We start from the raw sequence: 22,234 nt of genomic DNA, 5'->3' as shown, positions 1-22,234 counted from the left end.
CGCCGTGACAACCCTCAAGCAGATTGTGTGCAGTACCGCGGTCGCCAGCCTGGTAGCCGGAGCGGGCGCAGCGGTGGGAACGCAGGTCGGCCTGTCATCGGTGACCGCCGATTGGATGCTCGCCGCGGAGAACGTACTGCTGATCGGCACCGACGGAACCCGCATCGACAAGATCCTCGAGTACGCCTTCAACGACGACAGCGGCTTCAAGATGCTGGCGGACCGGGGCATCACCGCCGTCACGAGCCTCACCGGCCACCAGACGCTGTCTACTCCGTCGTGGTCGACCATCCTCACCGGGGTGTGGGACGACAAGCATGGGATCGTCAGCAACGTCTACCGTCCGGAGCCGTACACAACCTGGCCGTCGGTGTTCAACCTGATCGAGTACAACAAACCGGAAATCGAGACCACGGTCGTCTCCGGCCGGGGCCTGTTCACCGAGATGGCCTCGATAGGCGCCTACCCGGCCGACAACATCATCGGCATTTCCGGCGGTTCCAGCTCGGCCGAGATGGACGCGCTGACAGCCGACGAGACCATCTCCCGGATTCTCGCGACCACCACCAACCCGGAACTCTCGAACTTCATGTTCGCCTACCAGTCCCAGGTCGACCACGCCGGACACTCCTACGGCGCCGAGTCGGATGAGTACATGCAGGCCGTCATCAACGTCGGCGCCAACCTCAAGCAGATCCTGGAGGCGGTGGCCCGGGCCGAGGCGGCCACCGGCGAAAAGTGGACCATCATCCTGACCACCGACCATGGCCACCAGGCGAATCCGGAGCTGCCCGGCTTCAGCCTCGGACACGGACTCCAGTCACCGAACGAGACGACCAGTTTCATAATGTTCTCGCTGGCCGGGAACGAGGACCAGGCCGGAGCCCAGAACTTGGCCTACCAGACCGTCGACATCGTGCCCACGATTCTGCAGGCGTTCGGGATCCCGATGCGGTCGGACTTCGACGGCACCCCGATGCAGCTCGACCCGGAGTTGCTCAACAGCACCGTCTTCCCCGATGACCTGAGGGCGGCGCTGCAGGCCGCAATCAACACCTACGACTATCCCGACATCGGCACCCACATCAGCCTGGTCATTCGCGCGCTGGCCGGCGGCGCCGGCTACTTCCTCCGGGATTGGGCCTTCCCCCCCATCAACAACTTCCTGCAGTCGATCATCGACCAGGACATCTTCCTGGTCAGTGGACTGGCCCAGGGAGCCCAGTGGGTGTTCAACGCCGTCGGTGGGGTGGTGGTCGATGTGGCAAACGAATTGGGCAGAGCGGTCGCATACCTCACCGGGGCCGGCGTCATCCCGCCGAGCGACCCCCCGCTGCCGCTGCCCGGCAGCGCCGAGTTCTCCGATTCGGTGGCGGCGCTGCTGGCCGGCCACACTCTCGTCTTGCCTGAAGCCGTCCCCGACCTGGCAGACGCCGACCTGCCCTTGCTGCTGGACATCGACGCGCTGGTGGGCTGATACGCCCCGTTCGTGCACCGGCCCCGGCAAGACCTTTCGAGTGATATCGTATAGCTGATATCACGTTGGAGGTGCCGTGAATCTAGAGCAGATCCTTATCCGGAACCTGCCCGCAGGCACCAAAGCCGCACTACGAGAACGCGCCCGGCAACACCGCCGCTCCGTTGAGGCAGAGGCCCGGTCGATCCTCAGTCAAGCTCTCGAGCAATCGGCCGCCACCCTGGTCGACATGCTCAGCAGCGACGAAGGCTCGGAGATCGAGTTCGAGCCGCAACGCTTGCCCGTCACTGCGCGCACACCCGACCTATGAGATACGTCCTCGACACGAACGTGGTGTCCGCCTTGCGGGTCCGTGGTCGTAATCCGTCGGTCGAGGCGTGGACGACGTCCGTGCCGGTGGGCGATCAGTTTGTGGCGGCGGTGACTATCGCCGAGATCGAGCGGGGTGTGGTGGCCAAGGAGCGATCTGGCCCGGCGCAGGGACAGGTCCTCCGACGATGGTTCGAGGATCGTGTGCTTCCCGCCTTCGCCGATCGGGTGCTGGCCTTCGATCTGCCGGCGGCACGCATCCTTGCTGCGTACCCTGTTCCCGAGCGTGCACCGCTGGATGACGCTCTTATTGCGGCGGTTGCAGAGTCGACCGGCATGGTCGTGGTGACGCGAAACACCAAGCATTTCCGGGGGTTGGGCGTCCGGTGTATCGACCCTTGGGCAGCGGGGGCGATCGCCGAGTCCCGGGGCCCCGAATGAGCTTGTTCAACAAAGGAGCGGCGACGTGAAGACTCCCATTTGCGAGCAATACGGCATCGACTTTCCGCTGTTCGCCTTCAGCCACTGCCGCGACGTCGTGGCCGCCGTGACGAATGCGGGCGGTTTCGGCGTACTCGGGGGTGCCGCCTACACCCCGGAGCAACTCGATCAGGAGTTGAGCTGGATCGACGAGCAGGTGAAGGGCAAGCCCTACGGCATCGACATCCTCGTGCCCGCCAAATTCGAAGGCAAAGGCGAGAACCTGTCCGACGGCCAGCTGTCCGACCGGATTCCGGCTGAGTACCAGGCCTTCATCGCAGACCTGTTGGCCCAGCACGACATCCAACCCGACGACTCCCCCCGGTTGGGAACGTCCGTGCTTGCCGGCAGCACCGGAGAGCAACTGCTCGAGGTGGCCGTCGCCCATCCCATCAGGCTGATGGCCAACGCACTCGGCGTGCCGCCGGACTACATGATCAAGTCCGGTCAGGACCACGGCATCCCGATCGCGGCCCTGGTCGGTGCCAAGGAACACGCCCTCAAGCAGGTGACCCACGGTGTTGACCTCATCGTCGCCCAGGGCACCGAGGCCGGCGGTCACTGCGGCGAGGTCTCCACGCTGGTGCTGGTGCCCGAAGTCATCGACGCCATCGACGACGCCGTACCCGTGCTCGCCGCCGGCGGGATCGTCACCGGCCGGCAGATGGCCGCGTGCGTGGCTCTGGGTGCGGCTGGAGCCTGGACGGGTTCGGTGTGGCTCACCACCGAGGAAGCCGAAACCGCCCCGCACACCAAGCAGAAGATGCTCGCCGCGACCTCACGCGACACCATCCGCTCCACCGGGCGCACCGGCAAGCCGGCCCGGCAACTGGTCTCGGAGTGGACGGATGCCTGGCGGCCCAACGAAACCGGCCACCCGACACTGCCGCTGCCGCTGCAGTCGATGGTGGCCGAACCCGTACTTCGCCGCGTGGATGCCCTCGCCGCCGCCGGGCACCCCGGAGCGCAGGCCTTGTCCACCTATTTCGTGGGCCAGGGCGTCGGACTGATGAACAAGGTCAAGCCCGCGCGCGACGTGGTGTTCGAGTTCGCCCAGGACTACCTCGCGGCTGCCGAACGCCTCGGGGACTCGGTCAGTGACTGACTACCGCGGCTCGCGCCACATCTTCCACAGCGTCGGCCCGCCGTTGGGCAAAGTGATCTCCCCGAACACCCGGAAGCCGAACCGCTCGTAATACGGCACGTTCTCTTCCTTGCTGGACTCCAGATACGCCGGGCAGTACTCGGCGTCGCAGCGGTCCAGCCGCGGCTGGATGACGGCTTGCCCGAAGCCTTTGCCGCGCACACCGGGGTCACTGCCGATCACCGCCAGATACCAGTGCGGCTCCTCGGGGTGGTTGGCGTCCAACAGATCCGACAGCGCCCGGCCCTGCGAGAGCCGGAAGCCGAACGACCGGATCAGCCCCGGCACCATCCGCAACTGCGACCACGTCGACTGCTTCCAGCGGTTGGGCGGGTCCCATAGCGCCGCCGCCCCCACCGTCGAACCGTCGTAGGCCACCTCGACCCCGCCGCCGGACAGATGGTGTACGCGCGTCGAGGTGCCGAAGAACGCCGTCAGTTGCGCGGTGCGCGAAGTGTCGTCGGGCAGCATCCACATCGACACCGGATCGTCGTAGAACGCCCGGCCCAACGTCTGCGCCAGGGGTGCGATATCGGGCTTGTTCGCGGACCGTACGTCAATCGCCATCTGGCCAGATTAGTGCCGCCCGCAGGGGCAGGATCAGTGGCCATGAGCACATTGTTGTGGGACCAGCACACCTGCCTGCCGCTGCGTGCGGGCACCGACGTGGCGCCGCTGACCCGCTATCAACGCCCCGGCGGGGCCGCTCGACGACGATCTGGACAACCTGGCCGTGCTGGTCGAGTACGGCGTGCGCACCCTGCTGCCCACCTACAACCACGCCAACCGGGCCGGGCACGGCTGCCTGGACGCCACTGACGGGGGCCTCACCGCATGGGGCCGGGCGATCGTCGCGGAGATGAACGTCGTCGGCATGGTTGTCGACGGTTCGCACTGCAGCACCCGCACCGGGCTGGACCTATGTGACGCCTCGACGCGACCGGTCGTCTACAGCCACTCCTGCATGCGGGCGATCTGGGATCACCCGCGCAACATCACCGACGATCAGGCCCGGGCGTGCGCGGCCACCGGCGGCGTCATCGGCATCACCGGAGTCGGAATCTTCCTGGGCCCCAACACCCCGACGCTTCAGGCCATGACGCAGCACCTGGAGTACGCGGTCGAGCTGGTGGGCATCGACCACGTCGGGGTCAGCACCGATTACTCGTTCGATCAGACCGAACTCACCCAGGAGATGGCCGCCAACCCGCAGTTGTTCGACGACAGCTACACCCGTTGGGGGCCGATCCAGTGGATGCCGCCGCAGACGTGGCTGGGCCTGCGAGAGCACCTTGCCGCACGCGGCTGGGCCGACCCCGACATCGGCGCGGTGCTCGGCGGCAACTTCCGCCGGGTGGCCGAGCAGGCCTGGATCGATTAGCGTGGCCGGACGAATCCTGTTACAGCGCCGAGGAATCCGGTAGGTGCGACGCGCGGTGGCTGCGCACCGCATTTGGCCAGCAGTGCGGAAAGGGAGACCGTGATCGCCAAGGCGGCGAGGCGTTTACCCACCCGCAGCCGGTATCTCGGGCATAGCCTGGACCGAGACCGGACCGATCAGGAGGCAACAGTGAGCGACCACGACATTCGGATGATCGTCTTGTCCACCGACGACCTGGATGAATCGATCAAGTTCTACAGCGAGACGCTGGGCATGCCGTTGAAGTTTCGCGACGGCACCCACTTCGCCGCGCTCGACGGCGGGTCGGTGACCCTGGCATTGGCGACCGCGGTGGACCACCCCATCCACGGCCAGGTCGTCGTCGGCATCAAGACCGACGACGTCGACGGCGCCGCCAAGGCCATCGAAGCCAGTGGCGGCGGAATCGTGAAAGGCCCGTACGACGACGCGCACGAACGTCGCGCCGTGGTCTATGACAACAAGGGCAACGGGCTGGTGTTCTACAAGCCGTTGGCGCGGTAGGAGTCAGGGTCGGGGCGGAAAGGCCTCGGGGCAGGCTGTCCGTAGCTTGTCGGCGGTCAGATAGATCAGATCACCCGCCTGGGAGATGCGTTCGGATTCCGCGGTCGGCTCTGTCGGAGTGGATCGTTGTGCGTCGCTCCGAATAATTTGAGCCAGCAGGGCGAAGCCGTCTGCCCAGCTGGCCAGGTTCTGCTTGATCGCGGGATCGGTGACCGATTGCGCTGCGGAGCGCACCTTCTCGCTGAGGGCGGCGGTGCCATCGGCTTCAGCAGGCGGATCGCTGTCATCGCTTGCAAGTGAGTCCATCGACCGCGCTGAATCCGCTCGCCACAGCTGCGCAAGCTGAGCAACCACCCGGCAGTCTTCGGCGGAGGCGGCGGACGAAGAATGGTGCTGGTGTCGAACCGCCCAACTGCCGCCGAGAACCAGACCTACGCCAACGGCTAGCGCCGCCGTCGCTCCCACCAATCTCCGGTACCGCTTCGTTGTCATATCAGCGCCCCGCAATGACGCTCGGCGTACCCGCGGGCATGGGGAACGTTCCGCCCAGCGGGGTGGGTAACGACAACGAGAGCCGCGGGTTGTCTACCTGGAGTCGGTATATGTCTTTGATCCCGATCGGAGCCCAGTTGTTCATGCCCCACGGCTTCATTCCATAGCCCGCAGCGTCATTGTGGGGTACCAGCGCTCGCACATGTTCGGCCTGGAAGTCATAGTCGATCCACTTCGCCTGATACCACTGGCCGTCGCGCTGTACCCAGCGCAGGTGACCGGGCGCACCGTTGAAGGTCTCGCCGACCACCCGGAACCGGTAGGCCTCCTGCAGAGTCCACGCCGGCTCCACGCCCCAGCCGTTGGGCTGGGGTGCCACAACCTCTTCCAGCCCCGAAGTCGCGCCGGTCACCGGCGCAGTGGTGCGATGCCACGGCGCCGGCACCGGGAACGGCCCCATGGGAGGCCCCCCACCGGGGCCACTTTGGTGCGGCGACTGGCCGTCGACATCCCAATAGCCACCACCAGGCGCCGAGTCGGCGGGCGGCGGGGGATCCCACGGGTACTGCCATGGCCCCTCGCGATCGTCATTGCCCGCTCGCGCGACGTCGCCGGGGCCTACTTTGTCGGTGCCGGGTCGATCCGAGTCATCGTCCGGAGCCCTGGGCGGCGCCAACGGTGGACCACCGCTGACCGAGTAACGGCCACTGAGCGCTTGCAACTTGTCGGCCCTGTCGCGACTATCTGCGGCGCCGTCGGCGATGACCTGGTGGATCTCGCGGGTCTTGGCAATCAAGAATTGCTGGAACTGGCGGGCGCCGGCGGGGGTGTCGAGCCCCCGCCAGGTGGCGGCGGCCTGTTTGATCTCAACTTCGATCATGTCGAGGCGCTGGCGCGAATTGCGGTTGTGCTGGACAGCACCCCGCAGCACCGACTCAAACTCGCTATCCGCCGCCACCGACGCCGTCAGTCGCTGCACCAATTGGCCTTCGCGCTCCCGCGCCGCATCGGCAAAAGCCCCGATCACTTCCGCCACTCCGCAAAAATAGCCGTCGCTTTCCCGATCAGCAATAAAGAGCTGGTGCGGTGACCCAGCTACTTGCAACGGCGATGTAAGCGAAAAAACCGTGTTCGGGTCTACCATCCGCAAGGTGACCATGACACCGTCGCCCGGGCCAGTACGGCCCTCGGTTCAGCCGCGTCGTCGATTGGTTTTGGCGCTCGTGGCGCTACCTGCGTTGCTGTCGATCGCCCGCTACCACCAGGCGGTAGCAGTACCCTACGGAGGGTTCACGCCATGACAGACCCGATCGAAGTCAACCCGCTGGACTACCTGGCCATAGCGGCCGGTCTTCCGCCACTGCCGCTCCCGCCAGGTCCTGTCCACCCGGGCGGACAGTCCCCGGTCGACGCCACGATGGCGGCCTTTGGCGCCGCGACCAACGCGGACTTGCCTGAAACCAACACCCAACTCACCCAGGACCACGCCGACCGCACCGGCCACGCCGCGGACGCCGCGCGGAAATTCGCCGCCAACGAAACCGACGCGGTCTCGAAGTTCGAGGACGTCGCTTCCCGGGGCGACGCCACCATGGCGCAGCAGGGACCGCAGGAAGCCATGGGCGGAGCCATGCAGGGCATGACCGGCGCGATGCAGGGCATCACCGGCGCACTCAGCGGTGCGCTCGGCGCGGCGAGCCGGCTGCCGCAGGGGCTGATGCAGGCGGGCCAAGGCGCGTTGTCACCGCTGATGGGCGCGGCGCAATCGCTGGCCAAGGGCGGCCTCGGCGGCACCACGCTCGCCTCCGATGTCAATCCCGTTTCCGGCTTGGAGGGCGGTGACTTCGGCTCCGGCGGAGCCGGTGGCGGCGGGCTCGGGGTGGGTACCACCCCCGCCAGCAACCTCGGTCCACCCCCGGTCCCGGGCACCTCGACACCGACGACGCCTACCGGTTCCATGGCGAACACCAGTGTGGCCGGCCCCACCGGCGGCACGCCCGCCACCGGCGGTGCGGGCGGCGGCGGGATGATGCCGATGATGCCGGGCGGCGCCGGTGGCGGCGGCAAGGGCGGCAAGGACGACAAGGCCGGCGAGAAGCGGATCGCCGCCCCCGGGGTTCCCAACGGCCAGCCCGTTAAGGGCCGCACCACGGCCCCGCCGAACGTACCGGTGACGAAGTCCGTCGCGAAGGATGCCGGCCCGACCGGTCTGACTCCCCTGAAACGCATCGTCGACAAGGACGACTCGCCGAAGTAGCGACTTAGCCCAGACTTAGCCCAGGAAGCACGCGCATCGGCGTCATCGCGACACCGCCAGCGGCTGGTTCCTATACCGATGGAACCGCAAAAATCACGCTCCCGCCGAAGGCAACGTCAACTGCAGAAACCCCGCACCCCACGGTTGCAGCATCACATCGTTGGGCCAACTCACGCGATGGTCCTGCCCACGCAGGTAGTCGGCGGCAATACCGACGGCCTTGACGGGCTTCCCATGGTCCTCGAAGACCAACAGACTGGCTTTGGATTCAAAGAAATTCGACCGGATCACCGGTGCGCCGACGGTTTTCTCGATGAACTCCCGCTCGGCGTATTCATTGAACAGATGCACCTCATCCCAGGGCCAAGAGGTGAAGTCACTCAGCCTGCCCGACTTACCTTGATGCAGCAGGTTTGCCAAGCCCTCGTTGAGTCGCTGATCGTTGTAGTCGATGTCCATCGATTGCCTCGTCAGCCCGCAGCTCGTCACCAATATGCACAGCAATAGGACACTAAGCGCACGGCGTATCGGCGCTGCCTTGCTCGCCACGTTCAGTACCCTCCTGCCGAAGTTCCGTAGCCGCCGGGTTGGCCCGGATCGTAGACTCCACCGGGCCCGGCACCGGTCGGCGTTGGCGCCTGGCCCGGTACGGTCGCGTTCGTCGTCGTGCCTGCCTCGCCCCAGGCAACGGTGTTGCTCCAGGCCAGCTTGTCGCCGCCGGGCGCAATCACGACGGTGTCGCCCCTCTCGACAGCCTGCTGCACCAGGTCGGCCAGCTGCGCCGGCGTGGCGCGCGGGTTAGCTGCTGCGATTTCGCGTCCGACTTCGTTGTTGTACAGATCCATCGCCTCGGCGGTGGCAGGGTTGTTGGGCAGTCGTTCGTGTGCGGTCGCGAAGTCGCGGGTCCAGTTCTCACCGAATCGTTGCGTCATCAGGGCATTCCAGTATGTGTGCCGGAAGGCGTCGGTGTGGTTGTCAGCGGTGTCGTTGGGACCATTCTGGGGCGGAAAACGCACCTTGGCTTCGGTCGCGGCAGCTTCCTTGATTTGGTTCAGGTCCCGCAGCGCAAACGGTGAGAGGTCCCCGAGCATGCGCGCTTCTCCCGCGGTCACGTGCACGGGGTCAGTGGCCAAACTGAGTGGCCACGGCGGCTCCCAATCGAGTTCGCCATCGGGATCCTCCGACACCTGGTATCTCTTCAAGATCTGTTCAAGCGGGTCGACGGGTGGCGGGCCGTGTAGCGGGAAATCCGCCGATCGGATAGTTCGGTCTCCACGAAGCGGATAGCGCCCGGTTAGTGCCTGCACCTGCGCCGCGCGTCGCTGGCTGTCGGCGGCGGCATCGGCGACGATCTTGTGGATCTCGCGGGTTTTGCCACTCAAGTACGCCTGAAACTGTCGTGCGCCTGCCGGGGTGTTCAGGGCGGGCCAAGCAGCGGCGGCCTGGCGGATCTCGGCTTCCAGCGCATCCAGCCGCTGCCGCGACTGCACGTTGAACTGGTGAGCATCACGCAAGATCTCCTCGAAAGACCGGTCGAGTTCCACCGACGTCGTCAAGCGCTGCACCAATTGGTCTTCACGCGCCCGCGCCGCGTCGGCGAACACGCCCGTCACCTCCGGCATAGCGCAAAAGCTACGCGCATCGGCGTCATCACGTCACCGCTTGTGACTGGTTCCCGCAGGCCGGCGCCAGTATTGTCGTCGAGTGCGGTTGTCGCGCGTGCGTCAAAGGAGCAGCTAGATCATGCCGCTGAGTCTGTCGAACCGGGACCAGAACTCCGGGCACCTGTTCTACAATCGCCGGTTGCGTGCGGCCACCACCAAGTTCTCGGTGCGGATGAAGCACGACGACCGCAAGCAGACCGCCGCGATCGTGCTATCGGTCGTGCTGATCTTCATCGGCATGGGCTGGATGCTGCTGCTGAACGTCCTGCGCCCCGCCGGAATCGTGCGAACGTCGGCGATCGTCGGTGACCGCGACTCCGGCGCGATCTACGCCCGCATCAACGGCCGGTTGTATCCGGCGCTCAACATGACCTCGGCGCGTCTCGCGGTCGGCAACGCCGAGCTACCCACCTGGGTCAAGCCCCCCGAGATCGCCAAATACCCGACCGGCCCGATGATCGGGATCCCCGGCGCGCCGGCATCGCTGATCGCCAACACCGGCGCACCGTCGGCCTGGGCGGTCTGCGACACCGCGGGCTCCCCGCGCCGGGTCGAACCGCCCGTCATCACCGCCATCGCGGGGGCGCTGAGCTCCGCCGGCCGGGCGGCGCCGCTGGCCTCGGACGCCGCGGTGCTGACCCGTTTCCAGGACGCCACCTACGTCGTCTGGGGCGGCAAGCGTTCCCAGGTCGACCCGGCGGACCGCGCGATCACCCTGAGCCTGGGTATCGATCCGGGCACGACGGCCCCGGTGGAGATGTCGCGGGCGCTGTTCGACGCCTTGCCCAGCACCGAACCGCTGCGCGTTCCGGTGATCCCACTGGCGGGCACGCCCTCGCAATGGGTCCCCGGCTCCCAGGTGGGCACCGTGCTGGAGACCCGGACCGCCGGCGGCGGCTCGCAGTTCTACGTGCTACTGCCTGACGGAGTACAGAAGATCACCAGCTTCGTCGCCGACTTGATCCGCAGTGCCAACTCATTCGGATCCGTTGCACCCCTGGTGATCAGCCCCGACAAACTGGTCAACATTCCCGAAGTGGGCACGCTCCCGGTCGAGTACTACCCCAACAGCCGGCTCCGGTTCGTCGACACTGCCGCCGACCCGACCACCTGCGTGAGCTGGGAGAAGGCCCCCACCGATCGCCAGGCGCGGATCACCGTGTTCAGCGGCCGCGGCCTGCCGGTATCGCCGGGTATGGACAATCGGATCGTCCGGCTGGTGCGCGACGATCGCACGCCCGGATCGGTGGTGGCCAACCAGGTGCTGGTGCTGCCGGGCGCGACGAATCTGGTGACATCGACCAGCGCCCTGCTCGAGTCCGATTCGCGCGAGACCTTGTTCTGGGTGTCGCCCAACGGGGTTCGGTTCGGGATCGCCGCCGAGGACGAGACACTGCGGGGCCTCGGTCTGGACCCGGCCTCGGCGCAGCAGGCGCCGTGGCCGCTGCTGCGCACCTTCGCGGCCGGCCCGGAACTGTCCCGGCATGCCGCTCTGCTGGCCCGCGACACCTTGGCCTCGACCGGCGAGGTGATGCCGGTGGCGCCCAATAATCAGCAGGCCAACCCGGGGGGACACTGAGGCGATGTCGAAACGAGCGTTCGTTCCGGTGCGCCTTCAGGTTCCCGAGCCCAAGCCGGTGCGAGTCGCCCCGCGCGCGCCCGACGCGCTGCCCGAACGGGAACCACGCAATCTGTGGGTGATGATCGGGCTTCCCGCGCTGGTGGTCGCGCTGATCGGCACGATCGTGATGCTCTATGTCTCCGGGGTCCGCAGCCTGGGTTCGGGCATGTTCCCGATGATGGGCATGGCCGGCCTGGGCATGCTGATGTTCTCCGGCCGGTTCGGGCGGGCACGCAAGATCAGCTGGGGCGAGCAGGAAAAGAACCGGCGCAGCTACCTGCGGTCGCTCGACGCCGAACGCGACGAGATCCAGAAGGCGGTCTGTGCTCAGCGCAGCGCCCAGGGAACGGTGCACTCCAACCCGCAGGGGCTCGGCGCAGTCATCGGCGGACCGCAGATGTGGGAGCGGCGGCGCTCCGACGCGGACTTCCTCGACGTCCGGGTGGGCGTCGGTGTGCAACACGCCCCCGACTCGGTGTTGTCGGTGCAGTGGCCCGAGATCCCGGTCGACGAGGAGCTCGAGCCGGTCACCGGCCAGGCACTGCGCGACTTCATCCTCGAGCAACGCAAGATCCGCGACATCGCCAAGGTGGTCAACCTGCGCTCGCGCCCGGGGTTCAGCTTCGTCGGCGATGACCTCGACAAGGTCCGCTCACTGCTGCGCTCGGTGCTCAGCGCGCTGGCGGTGTTCCACAATCCGCTCGACGTCAAGCTGATGGTGGTGACCCGCCACCCCGAGCTGTGGTCGTGGATGGTGTGGCTGCCGCACAACCAGCATGACGAGTTGTTCGACGCCTGCGGATGGCGCCGGCTGGTGTTCACCACGCCCACCGAACTGGAGTCGACGCTCGGCGCCGACCTGCACATGAAGGGCAAGCGCGGGGCGTGGCGGCCCCCGTCGGCGCCGAGTCCGACGACCATGGGCTCGGCGCTGGAGTCCGGCGGCGACGCGCACGATCTCGGACCGCACTGGGTGATCGTCGACGACAACACCGGCAGCCCCGAGGCGTGGGAGAGCGTGGTCGGACGGGTCGGGAAGGAGGGCATCACCGTATTGCGGGTGGCCTCCCGGCTCGGCGCCGGTGTCGGGTTCGCGCGCGACGAGATCTTCGAGGTCGTCGACCATCCGGCCCGGCACCACCGCACCGACGTGCCGTCGGCGACCCATCGCCGGAACGGCCGGGGCGCCGATCCGTCCCGGCCGCCGATGTTGCGGGCGGGCGGCAAGTTCTTCGCGCATGCCGATCAACTGTCGGTGCCGCGCGCTTATCGTTACGCGCGGGCGATGGCGCGCTGGACACCGACGGCCAGCGTGGACGTCACCGACTCCGGCAGTGGCGCCCTCGAACTGCTGCGCGCGCTGGGCATCGACGACGCCCGGGAGCTGAACGTCGACCGGCTCTGGGCCGAACGGCGCAGCCGCGGCGACGAGCGGTGGGCCGAGATCCCGGTGGGGGCCAAACCGAACGGTGAGCTGCAGAACATCGTGCTGCGCGCAAAGGACTTCGGCGGCTTCGGCTTCCACTCGGTGGTGATCGGCACCAGCGGTTCGGGCAAGTCGGAGTTCTTCCTGTCACTGGTGTACGGCATCGCGCTGACCCACTCGCCGGAGACCTTCAACGTGATCTTCGTCGACATGAAGTTCGAGTCCGCCGCCCAGGACATCCTCGGGATCCCGCACGTCTCGGCGGCGCTGTCCAACCTCGGCAAGGACGACCGGCACCTCGCGGAACGGATGCGGCGTGCGATCGACGGCGAGATCGCCCGGCGTTATCGGCTGTTCAACTCCGTCGGGGCCCGAGACGCCAACGACTACGAGGAGATCCGCCTGGCCGGGCGCGATCTGGAGCCGGTGCCGATCCTGCTGGTGGTTATCGACGAATACCTGGAACTCTTTCAGAACCACGGTAAGTGGATCGATCTCATCATCCACATCGGCCAGGAAGGCCGCGGCGCCAACGTCTTCTTCATGCTCGGCGGCCAGCGTTTGGATCTGTCGTCATTGCAAAAGGTGAAGTCCAACATTGCGTTCCGGGTCGCACTGCGCGCTGAATCCGGTGACGACAGTCGTGAGGTGATCGGTTCGGACGCCGCTTACCACCTGCCGTCGAAGGAGAACGGCTTCGGGCTACTCAAAGTCGGCCCGCGGGATTTGGATCCCTTCCGCTGCTTCTACCTGTCGGCACCGTTCATCGTGCCGAAACGCAAGGCGTCGGCGGCCAAGACCCTCGACATGACCCTGACGAAGCCTCGCCTCTACACCTGGCAGTACCAACCGCTGGACGAAGCGGACGCCCAAGCGTTGCAGGACATGTCGGCAACCGACGCCGAACCCGACGAGTACTTGCTGCACGCCGACGGATTCAAGAAGAAGAAGATCGTCGACGTGCTGCGCGAGTCGCTCATCTCCGCGGATCGCAAGGCGCCCCACCGGCCGTGGCTGCCTCCGCTGGAGGTTTCCGAGGCGGCCGACGCGCTGGTTGCGCTGTACCGCGGCAAGCCGTGGGACGTCGACTACGGGCGTAATCCGGGCCTGGTGTGGCCGCTGGCCGTCAAAGACATCCCCGAGGACGCCCAGCAGTTGGTGCACTGTGTCGATGTGTTGCGCAGCAACGTGATGGTGGTCGGCGCCAAGAGCCGCGGGAAGACCACGACGCTGATGACGCTGATGTGTTCGGCCGCGCTGATGTACACCCCGGCCCGGCTGACGTTCTTCTGCGTCGGCGGCGCCACCCTCGGCTACGCCGAGACCCTGCCGCATGTGGCCGACATCGTCTCGCCGGCCGACCGTGAGGGCGTCGAACGCACCGTCGCGACGATGGCCGCGCTGGTCAGTGCCCGCCAGGACACCTTCCGGCGGGACAAGATCGACATCAACGAGTTCCGGGAGCGGCGCTTCGGAGCCGGCAGCGACGGCCTGGGCGGCACCGACGCCGGCGATCCGTACGGAGATGTGTTCCTGGTCATCGATGACTTCTCCGACCTCTACGCCGCCGACACCGTGCTCGGCGACCGGATCATCGCCCTCAGCGGCGTCGGTCCGGAATACGGCGTGCACCTGATGACCAGCGCGTCGGGCTGGATTCACGGCCAGCGGCAGACCTTGCTGCAGAACTCCGACGTGCGCATCCAGTTGCGGCTGCAGAACCCCGGCGAGAACGAGATGGGCACCGCCTCGCTCGACGCGCGCGACGCCGCCAAACGGACCGTGAACCGGCCCGGCTTCGGGCTCACCGAATCCCTGCACGAGATGCTCATCGGGATGCCGGAGCTCACCGCGCAGGACGGCACCCGGGTCGGCACCCGCGACCTGGGCGCCCGGGTGGCCGAGGTCGCCGGCGTCACCAAGCACGCCACCCTCAAGCGGCTGCCGCCGGCGGTGGCACTGTCGGAGGTGCTGGCCTACGACGTGGCGCAGCGCCCGCCCGCCCAGACCGCGCCGTCGATCGCGTTCATGATCGGTGAGCAGCACGACCTGCTGCCGGTTCCGCTCGAGTTGGGCGAACACCCCGGCATGATGATTTTGGGCCGTGCGCTGTGCGGCAAGAGCGCCACGCTGGCCGCGATCGGCGAGGCGGTGATGGCGCGATTCAGCCCCGAGCAGGCGCAGATCACCATCGTCGACCCCAAGACCGGCCCGCTGCGGGACCTGCAGGGACCGGGCTACGTCAACGCCTACGCCTACGACCAGGACGAGATCGACGAGGTGCTGACCACGCTGGCACAGCAGGTGCTGCTGCCCCGGCTGCCCGCCAAGGGCCTCAGCCAGGAGGAGTTGCGGGCGCTCAAGCCGTGGGAGGGCCCGCGCCATTTCGTCCTCGTCGACGACGTCCAGGACCTGCGGCCGGCACAAATCCACCCGGCGAAGCCACCGGTGGGTGCCGCGCTGTGGAAACTGATGGAACGTGGGCGCCAGATCGGCCTGCACGTGTTCACCACCCGGAACTCGTCGAACTTCGGCCAGCTGGAGATGGATCCGTGGGTCAAGACGCAGCGCAGCGCCAAGGCGCCGACGCTGTTCATGGACAACGACCCGCAGAACAAGGTCAGCCGGACGGTGCGAGCTCAGGCCCTGCCGGCCGGCCGCGGTCTGCTGGTTCTCGACGACTCCCGGGTGGAGGGCGTGCTGGTCGGAGTGCCGTCGTCGATGATTCACAATTTCGAGCAGCAGTAGCCTTTTATTCCGTCGGTGAAGTGACGCGTGCCGCGCCTTGGGTTTAGGATTTACCCCGACCTGCCACCGTCGGCACATCAGCGATGAGGCATCGGGAGGAAAACATGTTCTCTGTGGAACCGGAAGCTGTTCTGGCATCGTCCGGCGTTGAAGCCGCGATCACCGCCGAAACCGCGGCGGCCGCGTCCTCGGCCAGCCCGGCCCTGCTCGGTGTGCTGCCGATGGGCAATGACCCGGACTCCATCGCCTTCCAGGCTGCCTTGCTGGCCTCCGGGAGCGAATACCTCGGCATCGTCGCCGAGCACTCGGCCCAACGGGGGCTGTACTCCGGCGCGCAGTCGACCGCGGCCGGCGTCTACAGCGCCACCGAGGCGTTGCGGGCCGCCACCGCCGCGCTCAGCGGCTAGCCGATGGCCGATCCGGGATGGGCCGCACGCCCGCCGGAGGTCAATGACACGTTGATCAAGTCCGGCATGGGCGTGGCCACCATGCTGGCCAACGGCACCGCCTGGACGGCGCTGGGCGCGGCTCACCACGCCTCGGGGATTGCCTCCGCTGTCAATACCGCGCTGACCTCAGTCGGGTGGATCGGCGCGGGGTCGGCGAGCTCGGCGCTCAATGCGACCCTGCTCAACGTCGCCCTGCACGGCCTGGCCGGCTGGGTGGACATGAAGGCGCCGATCGTCGCCGCTGCGGTCGAGGCCTACCAGTTGGCCTACGGGAGCATGCGCACCACCCAGGAGTGCGAAGAGAACCGGATCGAAACCGCCACCGACTACGGGATCAACCCATCGGTCCTCGGCGCATTGACCCCGCGGATCACCTCGCTCGAGTTCGAGTACTTCGGCATGTTCTGGCCCAACAATGCCGCGGTCGGTGCGTCCTACGGCGCCACGCTGACCGCCCTGACGTCCAGCCTCACTGTTCCCGCCCCGGTGGCCGGAATGGGCGCCTCACCTGCCGCTCCGGCGGCGGCGGCCAGCGCCGTCGGCGATGCTGCCGCGCAGACCGCGGCGGGCGGCGCGATGCGGGCCGCCTACACCGGGACGTCGGCGGCGAGCAACACGGCCGGACAGGGGGCCTCCGCCGCCCAGGGCATGGGGGGCGAGATGAGTTCCCTGCTCGGCCCGGTGCAGTCGATCGGCTCGTCGCTGATGCAGGCGCCGCAATCCCTGATGCAGATGCCGCAGTCGATGATGAGCCCGATGCAGTCGATGATGGGCATGTTCATGAATCCGAGCATGTTCGGCGGCGCCCTCAATGCCGCCGGGGCCGGGGGTGCTCCGGCCACCGCGATGCTGGCCAGCGCGACCGCAACCCCCGGCGCAGGCGTCGGCGGTGGCGGCGTCGGGGGTGCCGGTGCGCCGGTGTCGGCGTTCACCCGACCGGTCAGCGCGTTCGAATCAGGGGGCGGCCGGCCGGCCGGGCTTCGTCCCAGCGGCGCGCTGGGCTCGGTCGAGTCGCAGCAGCGGGTGACGGCCACCGGCGGCGGCGGGATGGGTGGAATGCCGATCGGGCATGCCGCCGGCGCGGGCGGCCGAGGCCAAAGCGGACGGCCCTCCGACCGGGCCAACACGGTGCGAGTGGTCGATGACCGGCTGTGAGCTGGGTATTCGCTGTGCGCAGGGTGAATCGACACATCGAAAAAGAGCTTTTACACTACCGCGAGGTACATCCCGCCGAACCCGGGGGGTTGCTCTACAACCGAGGAGGAAACGATGGCAGCCATTGTCGTCACGCCCGAGTTGATGCGGAACACCGCATCGAAGCTGGCGCAGCACATCGAACACGCCCAGGCGATCGCCAACCAGTACCTCGCTGACCACGAGAACATCTTGGGTGCCGGCACCTGGGACGGCGCGGGGTCCAAGGCGTCGTTCGTCACGGCCGGCCAGATTCACGAAGACATGCAGAAAGTCCTCATCGGCGGCACGCGCCTGACCGAGGGCCTCAACCAGGCCGCTGCCTTGATGGAGTCCCACGAGTCCCACTCTGAGCACGCCTTCCACTCGCTCTTCGGCGGACAATCCGCCTAACCTCCCACCCCCGTACTCGAAAGGACACCGATCCCAATGGCTGACGGCATTACCTACAACCCCGGCCCTGTGGCCGATCAAGCCCACAGCGTGATCACCAGCGCCGGCACGCTCGACCAGATCCACGCCGACGCCCACCAGCTCACCCAGATGCTGACCGAGTACTTCGCCGGTCACGGTGCCACCGGCTTCTTCGAAGCACAGGCGCAGATGCTCTCCGGCCTGCAGGGCCTGATCGAGACCATCGGCCAGCACGGCTCGACCATCGGCTCCGTGCTGGAGGGAGCCATGCAGACCGACCAGACGATCAGCAGCCTTTTCTGACCACCACCGCGGGCGCCCACGACCACGGCGCCCATCGCGGGGTGGTGACCGAGCAGCGATGAGGATGTGGGGTGTCTGCGCGACAGGCGCAGATGCCCCGCTTCCGGTCTGAGCTTGTTTCAGACTGAGGACGCACGGGTGAGGCGGCAGTGACATGTTGACGACAACCCTCGACGGGCTGTGGGTGCTGCAGGCGGTGACCGGTATCGAAGCACTCTGCCCCGAGCTGGGCCTGCGGCCACTGTTGCCCCGACTGGACACCGCCGAGCGCGCCTTGCAGCATCCGATCGCCGAGGAGCTCGCCGAGATCGGTGCGCTCGACGGCCAGGGTGAGGCCGATCCGATGATCCGCGAATGGCTGACCGTGATCATGCGCCGCGATGTCGCGCTGCTGCTGCAGATGAACTTTCCCGGACGACCGTACGGCGACCCGCAGCACATGACGCGAGTGTCGATCAACCGGTTCGCCTCCTGGTGGGTGGTGCTGGAACGGCACGACCAGGAAATCCGGCTGTATCCGGCCGGAACCGCCGGCGATCAGGCGGCCGCCGCAGACGTGGTGGTCGGCCAGATCGAGCGACTGTGCGGTGTCACCGAGCCGGCGCCGCTGCGGCCGGTCACCCTGGACACCAAGGAGCTGCTCGAACGGGTGCGGGACGCTGACGGCCTCCGCAACTACCTGGCGGGTCAGCGGCTCGACATCGACCAGCAGCAGATACTTCTGATGGCCGCTGACCCGGAGGTGTCCGGGCAGGCCGACATCGTGGCGCTCCAGCCTGGCGCCGGACCCGACGAACTGGCCCGAATGGCCATCGGCGACACCTCGGTGCTGATCTCCGATACCCCGGCCGGCCGCGTCTGCGTGGAAAACATCGACAATGGGGGGCGGCGCTATCAGATCGTCTCCCCCGGCGCACGCGCCGATGTCGCCAATGCGATCCTGCGGCTGATCCGTCGGCTACCTGCCGGCGCGGACTGGCATTCACACCGGCGGGTTGTGTAGCGATGAATTTAGCGGGACACCATTACCACGTATTAGCACCAACCTTTAGAAACGCTGTAAACGAGGTAACTGCAACCGTGTTAACATCACGCACGTGACGAGCCCCTGGAATAGCCCCCATATGCCTGACGAAGGCGCGCCCGGGCGGCGGGATCCGGCAGCCGGTCACCGCTACCGGGATTCCGTGTCGGACTCGATGCGCATTTCCGACCTGGCGACACCGCGAAAGATTCCGCCGGGGTCCGGCTGGCGCAAACTCGTGTATTTGGCGTCGGCGAAGGTGATCAATCCGGGCGAATCGCCCCGCGAACGGCATTACCGCGATCTGCGGAACAGGATCCGGCGGCACATCCGGCGGCAGTACGTGATCACACTGGTGTCCGGAAAAGGCGGCACCGGCGTGACCACCATGGCCGCATCCATCGGCAGCGTCTTCCGCGAATGCCGGCCCGAAAATGTGATCGCCATAGACGCCGTTCCGGGCTTCGGGACCCTGTCGGATCGCATCGATGAGCACCCGCCCGGTGACTACTCGGCGGTGCTGAGCGACACCGACGTGCAGGGATACTCCGACATCCGCGAACACCTGGGGCAAAACGCCCTCGGCTTGGACGTGCTGGCCGGTAACCGCACTTCCGACCAGCTCCGTCCGCTCGTCCCGGCCATGTTCAGCGGGGTGTTGTCCCGGCTGCGCCGAACCCACAACGTGATCATCGTCGACACCGCAGCCGACTTGGAGCACCCGGTGATGAAGCCGGTGTTGGAGAACACCGACACGCTGGTGTTCGTCTCCGGGATCACCGCCGACAAGTCCCGGCCGGTGCTGCGGGCGGTCGACTACCTGGCCGCCCAGGGCTATCACGAGCTGGTGTCGCGAGCGACGGTGATCTTGAACCACTCCTCTCCCCTCGAGGACAGTGCCGCGGTCGCCTATCTGACCGAGCGGTTCAGCAAAACCGGTGCCACCGTGGAGGTGATGCCCTACGACGCCCACCTGGCCAAGGGCGGCATCATCGATGTCCACCATGAAGTCAAGAAAAAGACGCGGCTGCGGCTATTTGAAGTAACTGCCGGTTTGGCCGATAAATTCGTACCGGACACTGAAAGGTAGTCACGATGACTACCCCGAGCACGCCGGCAAAAGTCGCATTTCCAGCACGCTGCGCGGTGAGCCTCGCCTACGATAAACACCTCGTGTCGCAGGTATTCCCGGCCGGAATTCCGGTTGAGGAATTCTTTGAGGGAATGGTCGAACTGCTCGACGAGGATTTGAAGCACCACGGCTTTGACGGCGTCGCACTTCCACCCGGCAGTTACGAACTTCATAAAGTCAACGGAGTGCGGTTGGACATCACCCGCAGCCTCGATGATCTCGGCGTGCAGGACGGCGACACCCTGGTGCTGGTGCCGGTGGTCGGCGGTGACTCGTTCGAACCGCAATACGAGTCGTTGTCGAGTGCGCTGGCCGCAACGGCCCGCCGACTCGGTACCCAACCCGAGATCCGGTGCTCCGAGTGCGGGCACAAGGCCGACGAGCAGACCGTCACCCGGTTACTCAACGTGAAGGTTGATCGGATGTTCGCGCCGGTCACGGCGGTGACCGCGGCGCACACCGCAATCGGCCTACTGGCGATGGCCGTCGTGGTGATCTCCGCGCTGGCGGTACGTGCCCGCACGTTCAGCGACAGCTGGCCCCCCGCAGTGGTTCTGGCCGGTCTCGGCGCGCTGCTGACGGTCGGCGCCGCGGTGGTCCGACGCAACTGGCCCGCGCGTCACGACTTGTTCAGTGGTTTCGGCTGGTTGGCGGTGATCGCGCTTTCCGGTGCGGCGCTGTGCGCGGCGCCCGGGCCGTTGGGCGCCCCCCACCTGCTGATCGGCGTGACGGTCTTCGCGATGGGGGCGGTCGCGCTCAGCGTCCTGTCGCGGTCGCAGACCGCGGTCGCCACCGCGGTGGTCACCGCCAGCGGAATCGGCGGGGCGGTGGCGGCCGTGCGGATGTGGCATCCGGTCTCCCCCCAGGTGATCGGGATCTGCATGCTGCTCGGCCTGCTGATGCTGGTGCGCATGTCGCCGACGATCGCGCTGTGGGTGGCGCGGGTTCGGCCGCCGTACTTCGGGTCGATCACCGGGCGCGATCTGTTCGCCCGCCGCGCCAACATGCCGATCGACACCGTCTCGCCGGTGGCCCCCGAGGACGGCGAGGACGACGAGGACGACCTGGTCGACATCTCGGCCCGGGGGGCGGCGATCGCGGCGTCGGCGCGGCTGATCAATGCGGTGCAGGTCGGCATGTGCGTGGCGATCGCGGCGGCGCTGCCGATCGCGGTGTGGATGGTGCTGGCGCCGGGTTCGGCCCGCCAGCGCGGCGCGGTGGCATTGTGCGGGCTGGTGGCGGGACTGTTCATCACCCAGGGCCGCGGGTTCGCCGGCCGGGTACAGGCGATCGCCCTGGTCGGCGGTGCGTGTGCCGCGGTGTTCGTCGGGATCACCAAGTACGCCTTGGCTGCTCCCGGCTACGCCGCCGGTGGCTTTCTCTGGCCGACAACGGCGGTGGCCGTCTTCGCGGGGCTCGGCCTGGCCGCCGGTCTGCTGGTTCCGGAGACGAAGTTCGTGCCCTGGATCCGGCTGGCCGTCGAATGGTTGGAGGTGTTGGCGTTCATCGTGGTGGGGGTGCTCGGCGCTTGGCTGGGAGGACTGTTCGTGTGGGTGCGCAACTGAGGCGGCTGCGCACCCGGGCCGTCGCGCTGACCGCCGTGGTGCTGCTGGCCGGCCTCGCCGACATCCCGCCGATGGCCCGGGCGATCGAGCCGCCGTCGGTGGACCCCGCGCTGGCGCCGGCCGACGGGCCGCCCGGCCCGGATCAGCCGATGCGCCGCTCGAACTCGTGCAGTGTCCCGATCACGGTCAGCAATCCCGACGTGGCGCAACTCGCCCCCGGGTTCGACATGCTGGGCATCGCCGCCGCGTGGCAGTACTCCACCGGCAACGGGGTTCCGGTGGCGGTCATCGACACCGGGGTCACGCCGAATCCACGGCTGCCGGCCATCGCCGGCGGGGACTACATCATGGGCGGAGCCGAGGGTCTGGGCGGTCTGCAGGACTGCGACGCCCACGGCACGATCGCCGCGTCGATCATCGCCGCGGCCCCACTCGGCGTGCTGCCGATGCCCCGCCCGATGCCGGAGGTTCCCGCCTTCCCGGTACCGGCCGGCCCGCCGCCCAGCTTCGGTGCGCCGCTGCCGCCGGCTGATATTCCCGGGCCGCCCGCTCCTCCCCCGCCACCGGTACCGGTGACGATCACCCAGCCCTTGACCGTCGACGCGTACCAC

At 67.4% G+C, this 22,234-nt stretch carries 20 protein-coding genes and 2 pseudogenes; 17 read left to right on the top strand and 5 right to left on the bottom strand.

What is annotated here, in order from left to right:
- Positions 1–4: 4 nt before the first annotated feature.
- From AWC24_RS05875 to AWC24_RS05860, 4 genes are all read left to right on the top strand, one after another.
- Positions 5–1,477, top strand: a complete 1,473-nt coding sequence (locus AWC24_RS05875) for an alkaline phosphatase family protein (RefSeq protein ID WP_085082968.1) — start codon at positions 5–7, stop codon at positions 1,475–1,477.
- A gap of 76 nt (positions 1,478–1,553) precedes the next feature.
- The gene (locus AWC24_RS05870) at positions 1,554–1,787 is read left to right on the top strand and encodes a FitA-like ribbon-helix-helix domain-containing protein (protein ID WP_085082966.1); all 234 of its coding nucleotides are present in this window, start codon (positions 1,554–1,556) and stop codon (positions 1,785–1,787) included.
- Positions 1,784–2,227 carry a type II toxin-antitoxin system VapC family toxin gene (locus AWC24_RS05865; protein ID WP_085082965.1) on the top strand — a complete coding sequence of 148 codons (444 nt, stop codon included), beginning with the start codon at positions 1,784–1,786 and terminating at the stop codon, positions 2,225–2,227. The genes AWC24_RS05870 and AWC24_RS05865 overlap by 4 nt, the downstream gene beginning before the upstream one ends.
- Before the next feature lie 25 nt (positions 2,228–2,252).
- A complete protein-coding gene (locus tag AWC24_RS05860; RefSeq protein WP_085082963.1) occupies positions 2,253–3,371 on the top strand; it encodes a nitronate monooxygenase in 1,119 nt (372 codons plus the stop codon).
- Here AWC24_RS05860 and AWC24_RS05855 read toward each other — a convergent pair whose 3' ends face one another.
- The gene (locus tag AWC24_RS05855; RefSeq protein WP_085082961.1) at positions 3,372–3,977 is read right to left on the bottom strand and encodes a GNAT family N-acetyltransferase; all 606 of its coding nucleotides are present in this window, start codon (positions 3,975–3,977) and stop codon (positions 3,372–3,374) included.
- 42 nt (positions 3,978–4,019) lie between these two features.
- Here AWC24_RS05855 and AWC24_RS05850 point away from each other — a divergent pair.
- Together AWC24_RS05850 and AWC24_RS05845 are read left to right on the top strand one after the other, a co-directional pair.
- A pseudogene (locus AWC24_RS05850) lies at positions 4,020–4,791 on the top strand (dipeptidase).
- Positions 4,792–5,001: 210 nt separating this feature from the next.
- Entirely contained in the window at positions 5,002–5,334 is a 333-nt protein-coding gene (locus AWC24_RS05845; protein WP_407663473.1) for a VOC family protein, read from the top strand.
- Positions 5,335–5,337: 3 nt separating this feature from the next.
- Here the strand turns inward: AWC24_RS05845 and AWC24_RS05840 are convergent, their stop codons facing one another.
- Complete coding sequence (locus AWC24_RS05840; RefSeq protein ID WP_133055701.1) at positions 5,338–5,688, bottom strand: hypothetical protein; 351 nt, start codon at positions 5,686–5,688, stop codon at positions 5,338–5,340.
- A gap of 139 nt (positions 5,689–5,827) precedes the next feature.
- Positions 5,828–6,985, bottom strand: coding sequence for a DUF4226 domain-containing protein (locus AWC24_RS05835; protein WP_085082957.1), 1,158 nt, complete (start codon positions 6,983–6,985; stop codon positions 5,828–5,830).
- 138 nt (positions 6,986–7,123) lie between these two features.
- Here AWC24_RS05835 and AWC24_RS05830 point away from each other — a divergent pair, with 138 nt between their 5' ends.
- Positions 7,124–8,083, top strand: coding sequence for a hypothetical protein (locus AWC24_RS05830; protein WP_085082955.1), 960 nt, complete (start codon positions 7,124–7,126; stop codon positions 8,081–8,083).
- A 93-nt stretch (positions 8,084–8,176) separates the two neighbouring features.
- On the opposite strand, the gene AWC24_RS05825 is transcribed toward AWC24_RS05830, so the two are convergent.
- Positions 8,177–8,542 carry a hypothetical protein gene (locus AWC24_RS05825; RefSeq protein WP_085082953.1) on the bottom strand — a complete coding sequence of 122 codons (366 nt, stop codon included), beginning with the start codon at positions 8,540–8,542 and terminating at the stop codon, positions 8,177–8,179.
- 92 nt (positions 8,543–8,634) lie between these two features.
- Positions 8,635–9,705, bottom strand: coding sequence for a DUF4226 domain-containing protein (locus tag AWC24_RS05820; RefSeq protein ID WP_085082951.1), 1,071 nt, complete (start codon positions 9,703–9,705; stop codon positions 8,635–8,637).
- A gap of 121 nt (positions 9,706–9,826) precedes the next feature.
- On the opposite strand from AWC24_RS05820, the gene eccB reads away from it, so the two are divergent.
- The 10 genes and pseudogenes from eccB to AWC24_RS05770 form a co-directional block, all read left to right on the top strand.
- Positions 9,827–11,326 (top strand): type VII secretion protein EccB, encoded by a 1,500-nt coding sequence (eccB, locus tag AWC24_RS05815; protein WP_085082949.1) that lies wholly within the window; start codon positions 9,827–9,829, stop codon positions 11,324–11,326.
- A gap of 4 nt (positions 11,327–11,330) precedes the next feature.
- Entirely contained in the window at positions 11,331–15,542 is a 4,212-nt protein-coding gene (gene eccCa, locus AWC24_RS22395) for a type VII secretion protein EccCa (RefSeq protein WP_085082947.1), read from the top strand.
- A 104-nt stretch (positions 15,543–15,646) separates the two neighbouring features.
- Entirely contained in the window at positions 15,647–15,949 is a 303-nt protein-coding gene (locus AWC24_RS05805; RefSeq protein WP_041316640.1) for a PE domain-containing protein, read from the top strand.
- Between the two features lie 3 nt (positions 15,950–15,952).
- Positions 15,953–17,146 carry a PPE family protein gene (locus AWC24_RS05800; RefSeq protein ID WP_085082945.1) on the top strand — a complete coding sequence of 398 codons (1,194 nt, stop codon included), beginning with the start codon at positions 15,953–15,955 and terminating at the stop codon, positions 17,144–17,146.
- Positions 17,147–17,260: 114 nt separating this feature from the next.
- Complete coding sequence (locus AWC24_RS05795) at positions 17,261–17,578, top strand: WXG100 family type VII secretion target (protein ID WP_013826998.1); 318 nt, start codon at positions 17,261–17,263, stop codon at positions 17,576–17,578.
- A 36-nt stretch (positions 17,579–17,614) separates the two neighbouring features.
- The gene (locus tag AWC24_RS05790; RefSeq protein WP_085082943.1) at positions 17,615–17,902 is read left to right on the top strand and encodes a WXG100 family type VII secretion target; all 288 of its coding nucleotides are present in this window, start codon (positions 17,615–17,617) and stop codon (positions 17,900–17,902) included.
- Between the two features lie 154 nt (positions 17,903–18,056).
- Positions 18,057–18,905: an ESX secretion-associated protein EspG gene (locus AWC24_RS05785; RefSeq protein ID WP_085082941.1), complete on the top strand. Its 849-nt coding sequence runs from the start codon at positions 18,057–18,059 to the stop codon at positions 18,903–18,905.
- Positions 18,906–18,999: 94 nt separating this feature from the next.
- The gene (locus tag AWC24_RS05780; RefSeq protein WP_109560340.1) at positions 19,000–20,016 is read left to right on the top strand and encodes a MinD/ParA family ATP-binding protein; all 1,017 of its coding nucleotides are present in this window, start codon (positions 19,000–19,002) and stop codon (positions 20,014–20,016) included.
- A gap of 5 nt (positions 20,017–20,021) precedes the next feature.
- Positions 20,022–21,623, top strand: a complete 1,602-nt coding sequence (gene eccD / locus AWC24_RS05775; protein ID WP_085082939.1) for a type VII secretion integral membrane protein EccD — start codon at positions 20,022–20,024, stop codon at positions 21,621–21,623.
- Positions 21,608–22,234, top strand: a pseudogene (locus AWC24_RS05770) (type VII secretion-associated serine protease); the annotation flags it as partial. The gene eccD and the pseudogene AWC24_RS05770, both read left to right, overlap by 16 nt.

It is taken from the genome of Mycolicibacter senuensis (genome assembly GCF_002101885.1).
In the GTDB taxonomy this organism is placed as follows: domain Bacteria; phylum Actinomycetota; class Actinomycetes; order Mycobacteriales; family Mycobacteriaceae; genus Mycobacterium; species Mycobacterium senuense.
This window is presented reverse-complemented; position numbering and strand designations above follow the sequence as displayed.

Coding starts and splice junctions, on each gene's coding strand:
- eccD (WP_085082939.1), top strand. CDS start 20,022: ATGACTACCCCGAGCACGCCGGCAAAAGTCGCATTTCCAGCACGCTGC.
- AWC24_RS05845 (WP_407663473.1), top strand. CDS start 5,002: ATGATCGTCTTGTCCACCGACGACCTGGATGAATCGATCAAGTTCTAC.
- AWC24_RS05785 (WP_085082941.1), top strand. CDS start 18,057: ATGTTGACGACAACCCTCGACGGGCTGTGGGTGCTGCAGGCGGTGACC.
- AWC24_RS05800 (WP_085082945.1), top strand. CDS start 15,953: ATGGCCGATCCGGGATGGGCCGCACGCCCGCCGGAGGTCAATGACACG.
- AWC24_RS05795 (WP_013826998.1), top strand. CDS start 17,261: ATGGCAGCCATTGTCGTCACGCCCGAGTTGATGCGGAACACCGCATCG.
- AWC24_RS05790 (WP_085082943.1), top strand. CDS start 17,615: ATGGCTGACGGCATTACCTACAACCCCGGCCCTGTGGCCGATCAAGCC.
- AWC24_RS05805 (WP_041316640.1), top strand. CDS start 15,647: ATGTTCTCTGTGGAACCGGAAGCTGTTCTGGCATCGTCCGGCGTTGAA.
- eccB (WP_085082949.1), top strand. CDS start 9,827: ATGCCGCTGAGTCTGTCGAACCGGGACCAGAACTCCGGGCACCTGTTC.
- AWC24_RS05820 (WP_085082951.1), bottom strand. CDS start 9,705: ATGCCGGAGGTGACGGGCGTGTTCGCCGACGCGGCGCGGGCGCGTGAA.
- AWC24_RS05855 (WP_085082961.1), bottom strand. CDS start 3,977: ATGGCGATTGACGTACGGTCCGCGAACAAGCCCGATATCGCACCCCTG.
- AWC24_RS05830 (WP_085082955.1), top strand. CDS start 7,124: ATGACAGACCCGATCGAAGTCAACCCGCTGGACTACCTGGCCATAGCG.
- AWC24_RS05865 (WP_085082965.1), top strand. CDS start 1,784: ATGAGATACGTCCTCGACACGAACGTGGTGTCCGCCTTGCGGGTCCGT.
- AWC24_RS05825 (WP_085082953.1), bottom strand. CDS start 8,542: ATGGACATCGACTACAACGATCAGCGACTCAACGAGGGCTTGGCAAAC.
- AWC24_RS05835 (WP_085082957.1), bottom strand. CDS start 6,985: ATGGTCACCTTGCGGATGGTAGACCCGAACACGGTTTTTTCGCTTACA.
- eccCa (WP_085082947.1), top strand. CDS start 11,331: ATGTCGAAACGAGCGTTCGTTCCGGTGCGCCTTCAGGTTCCCGAGCCC.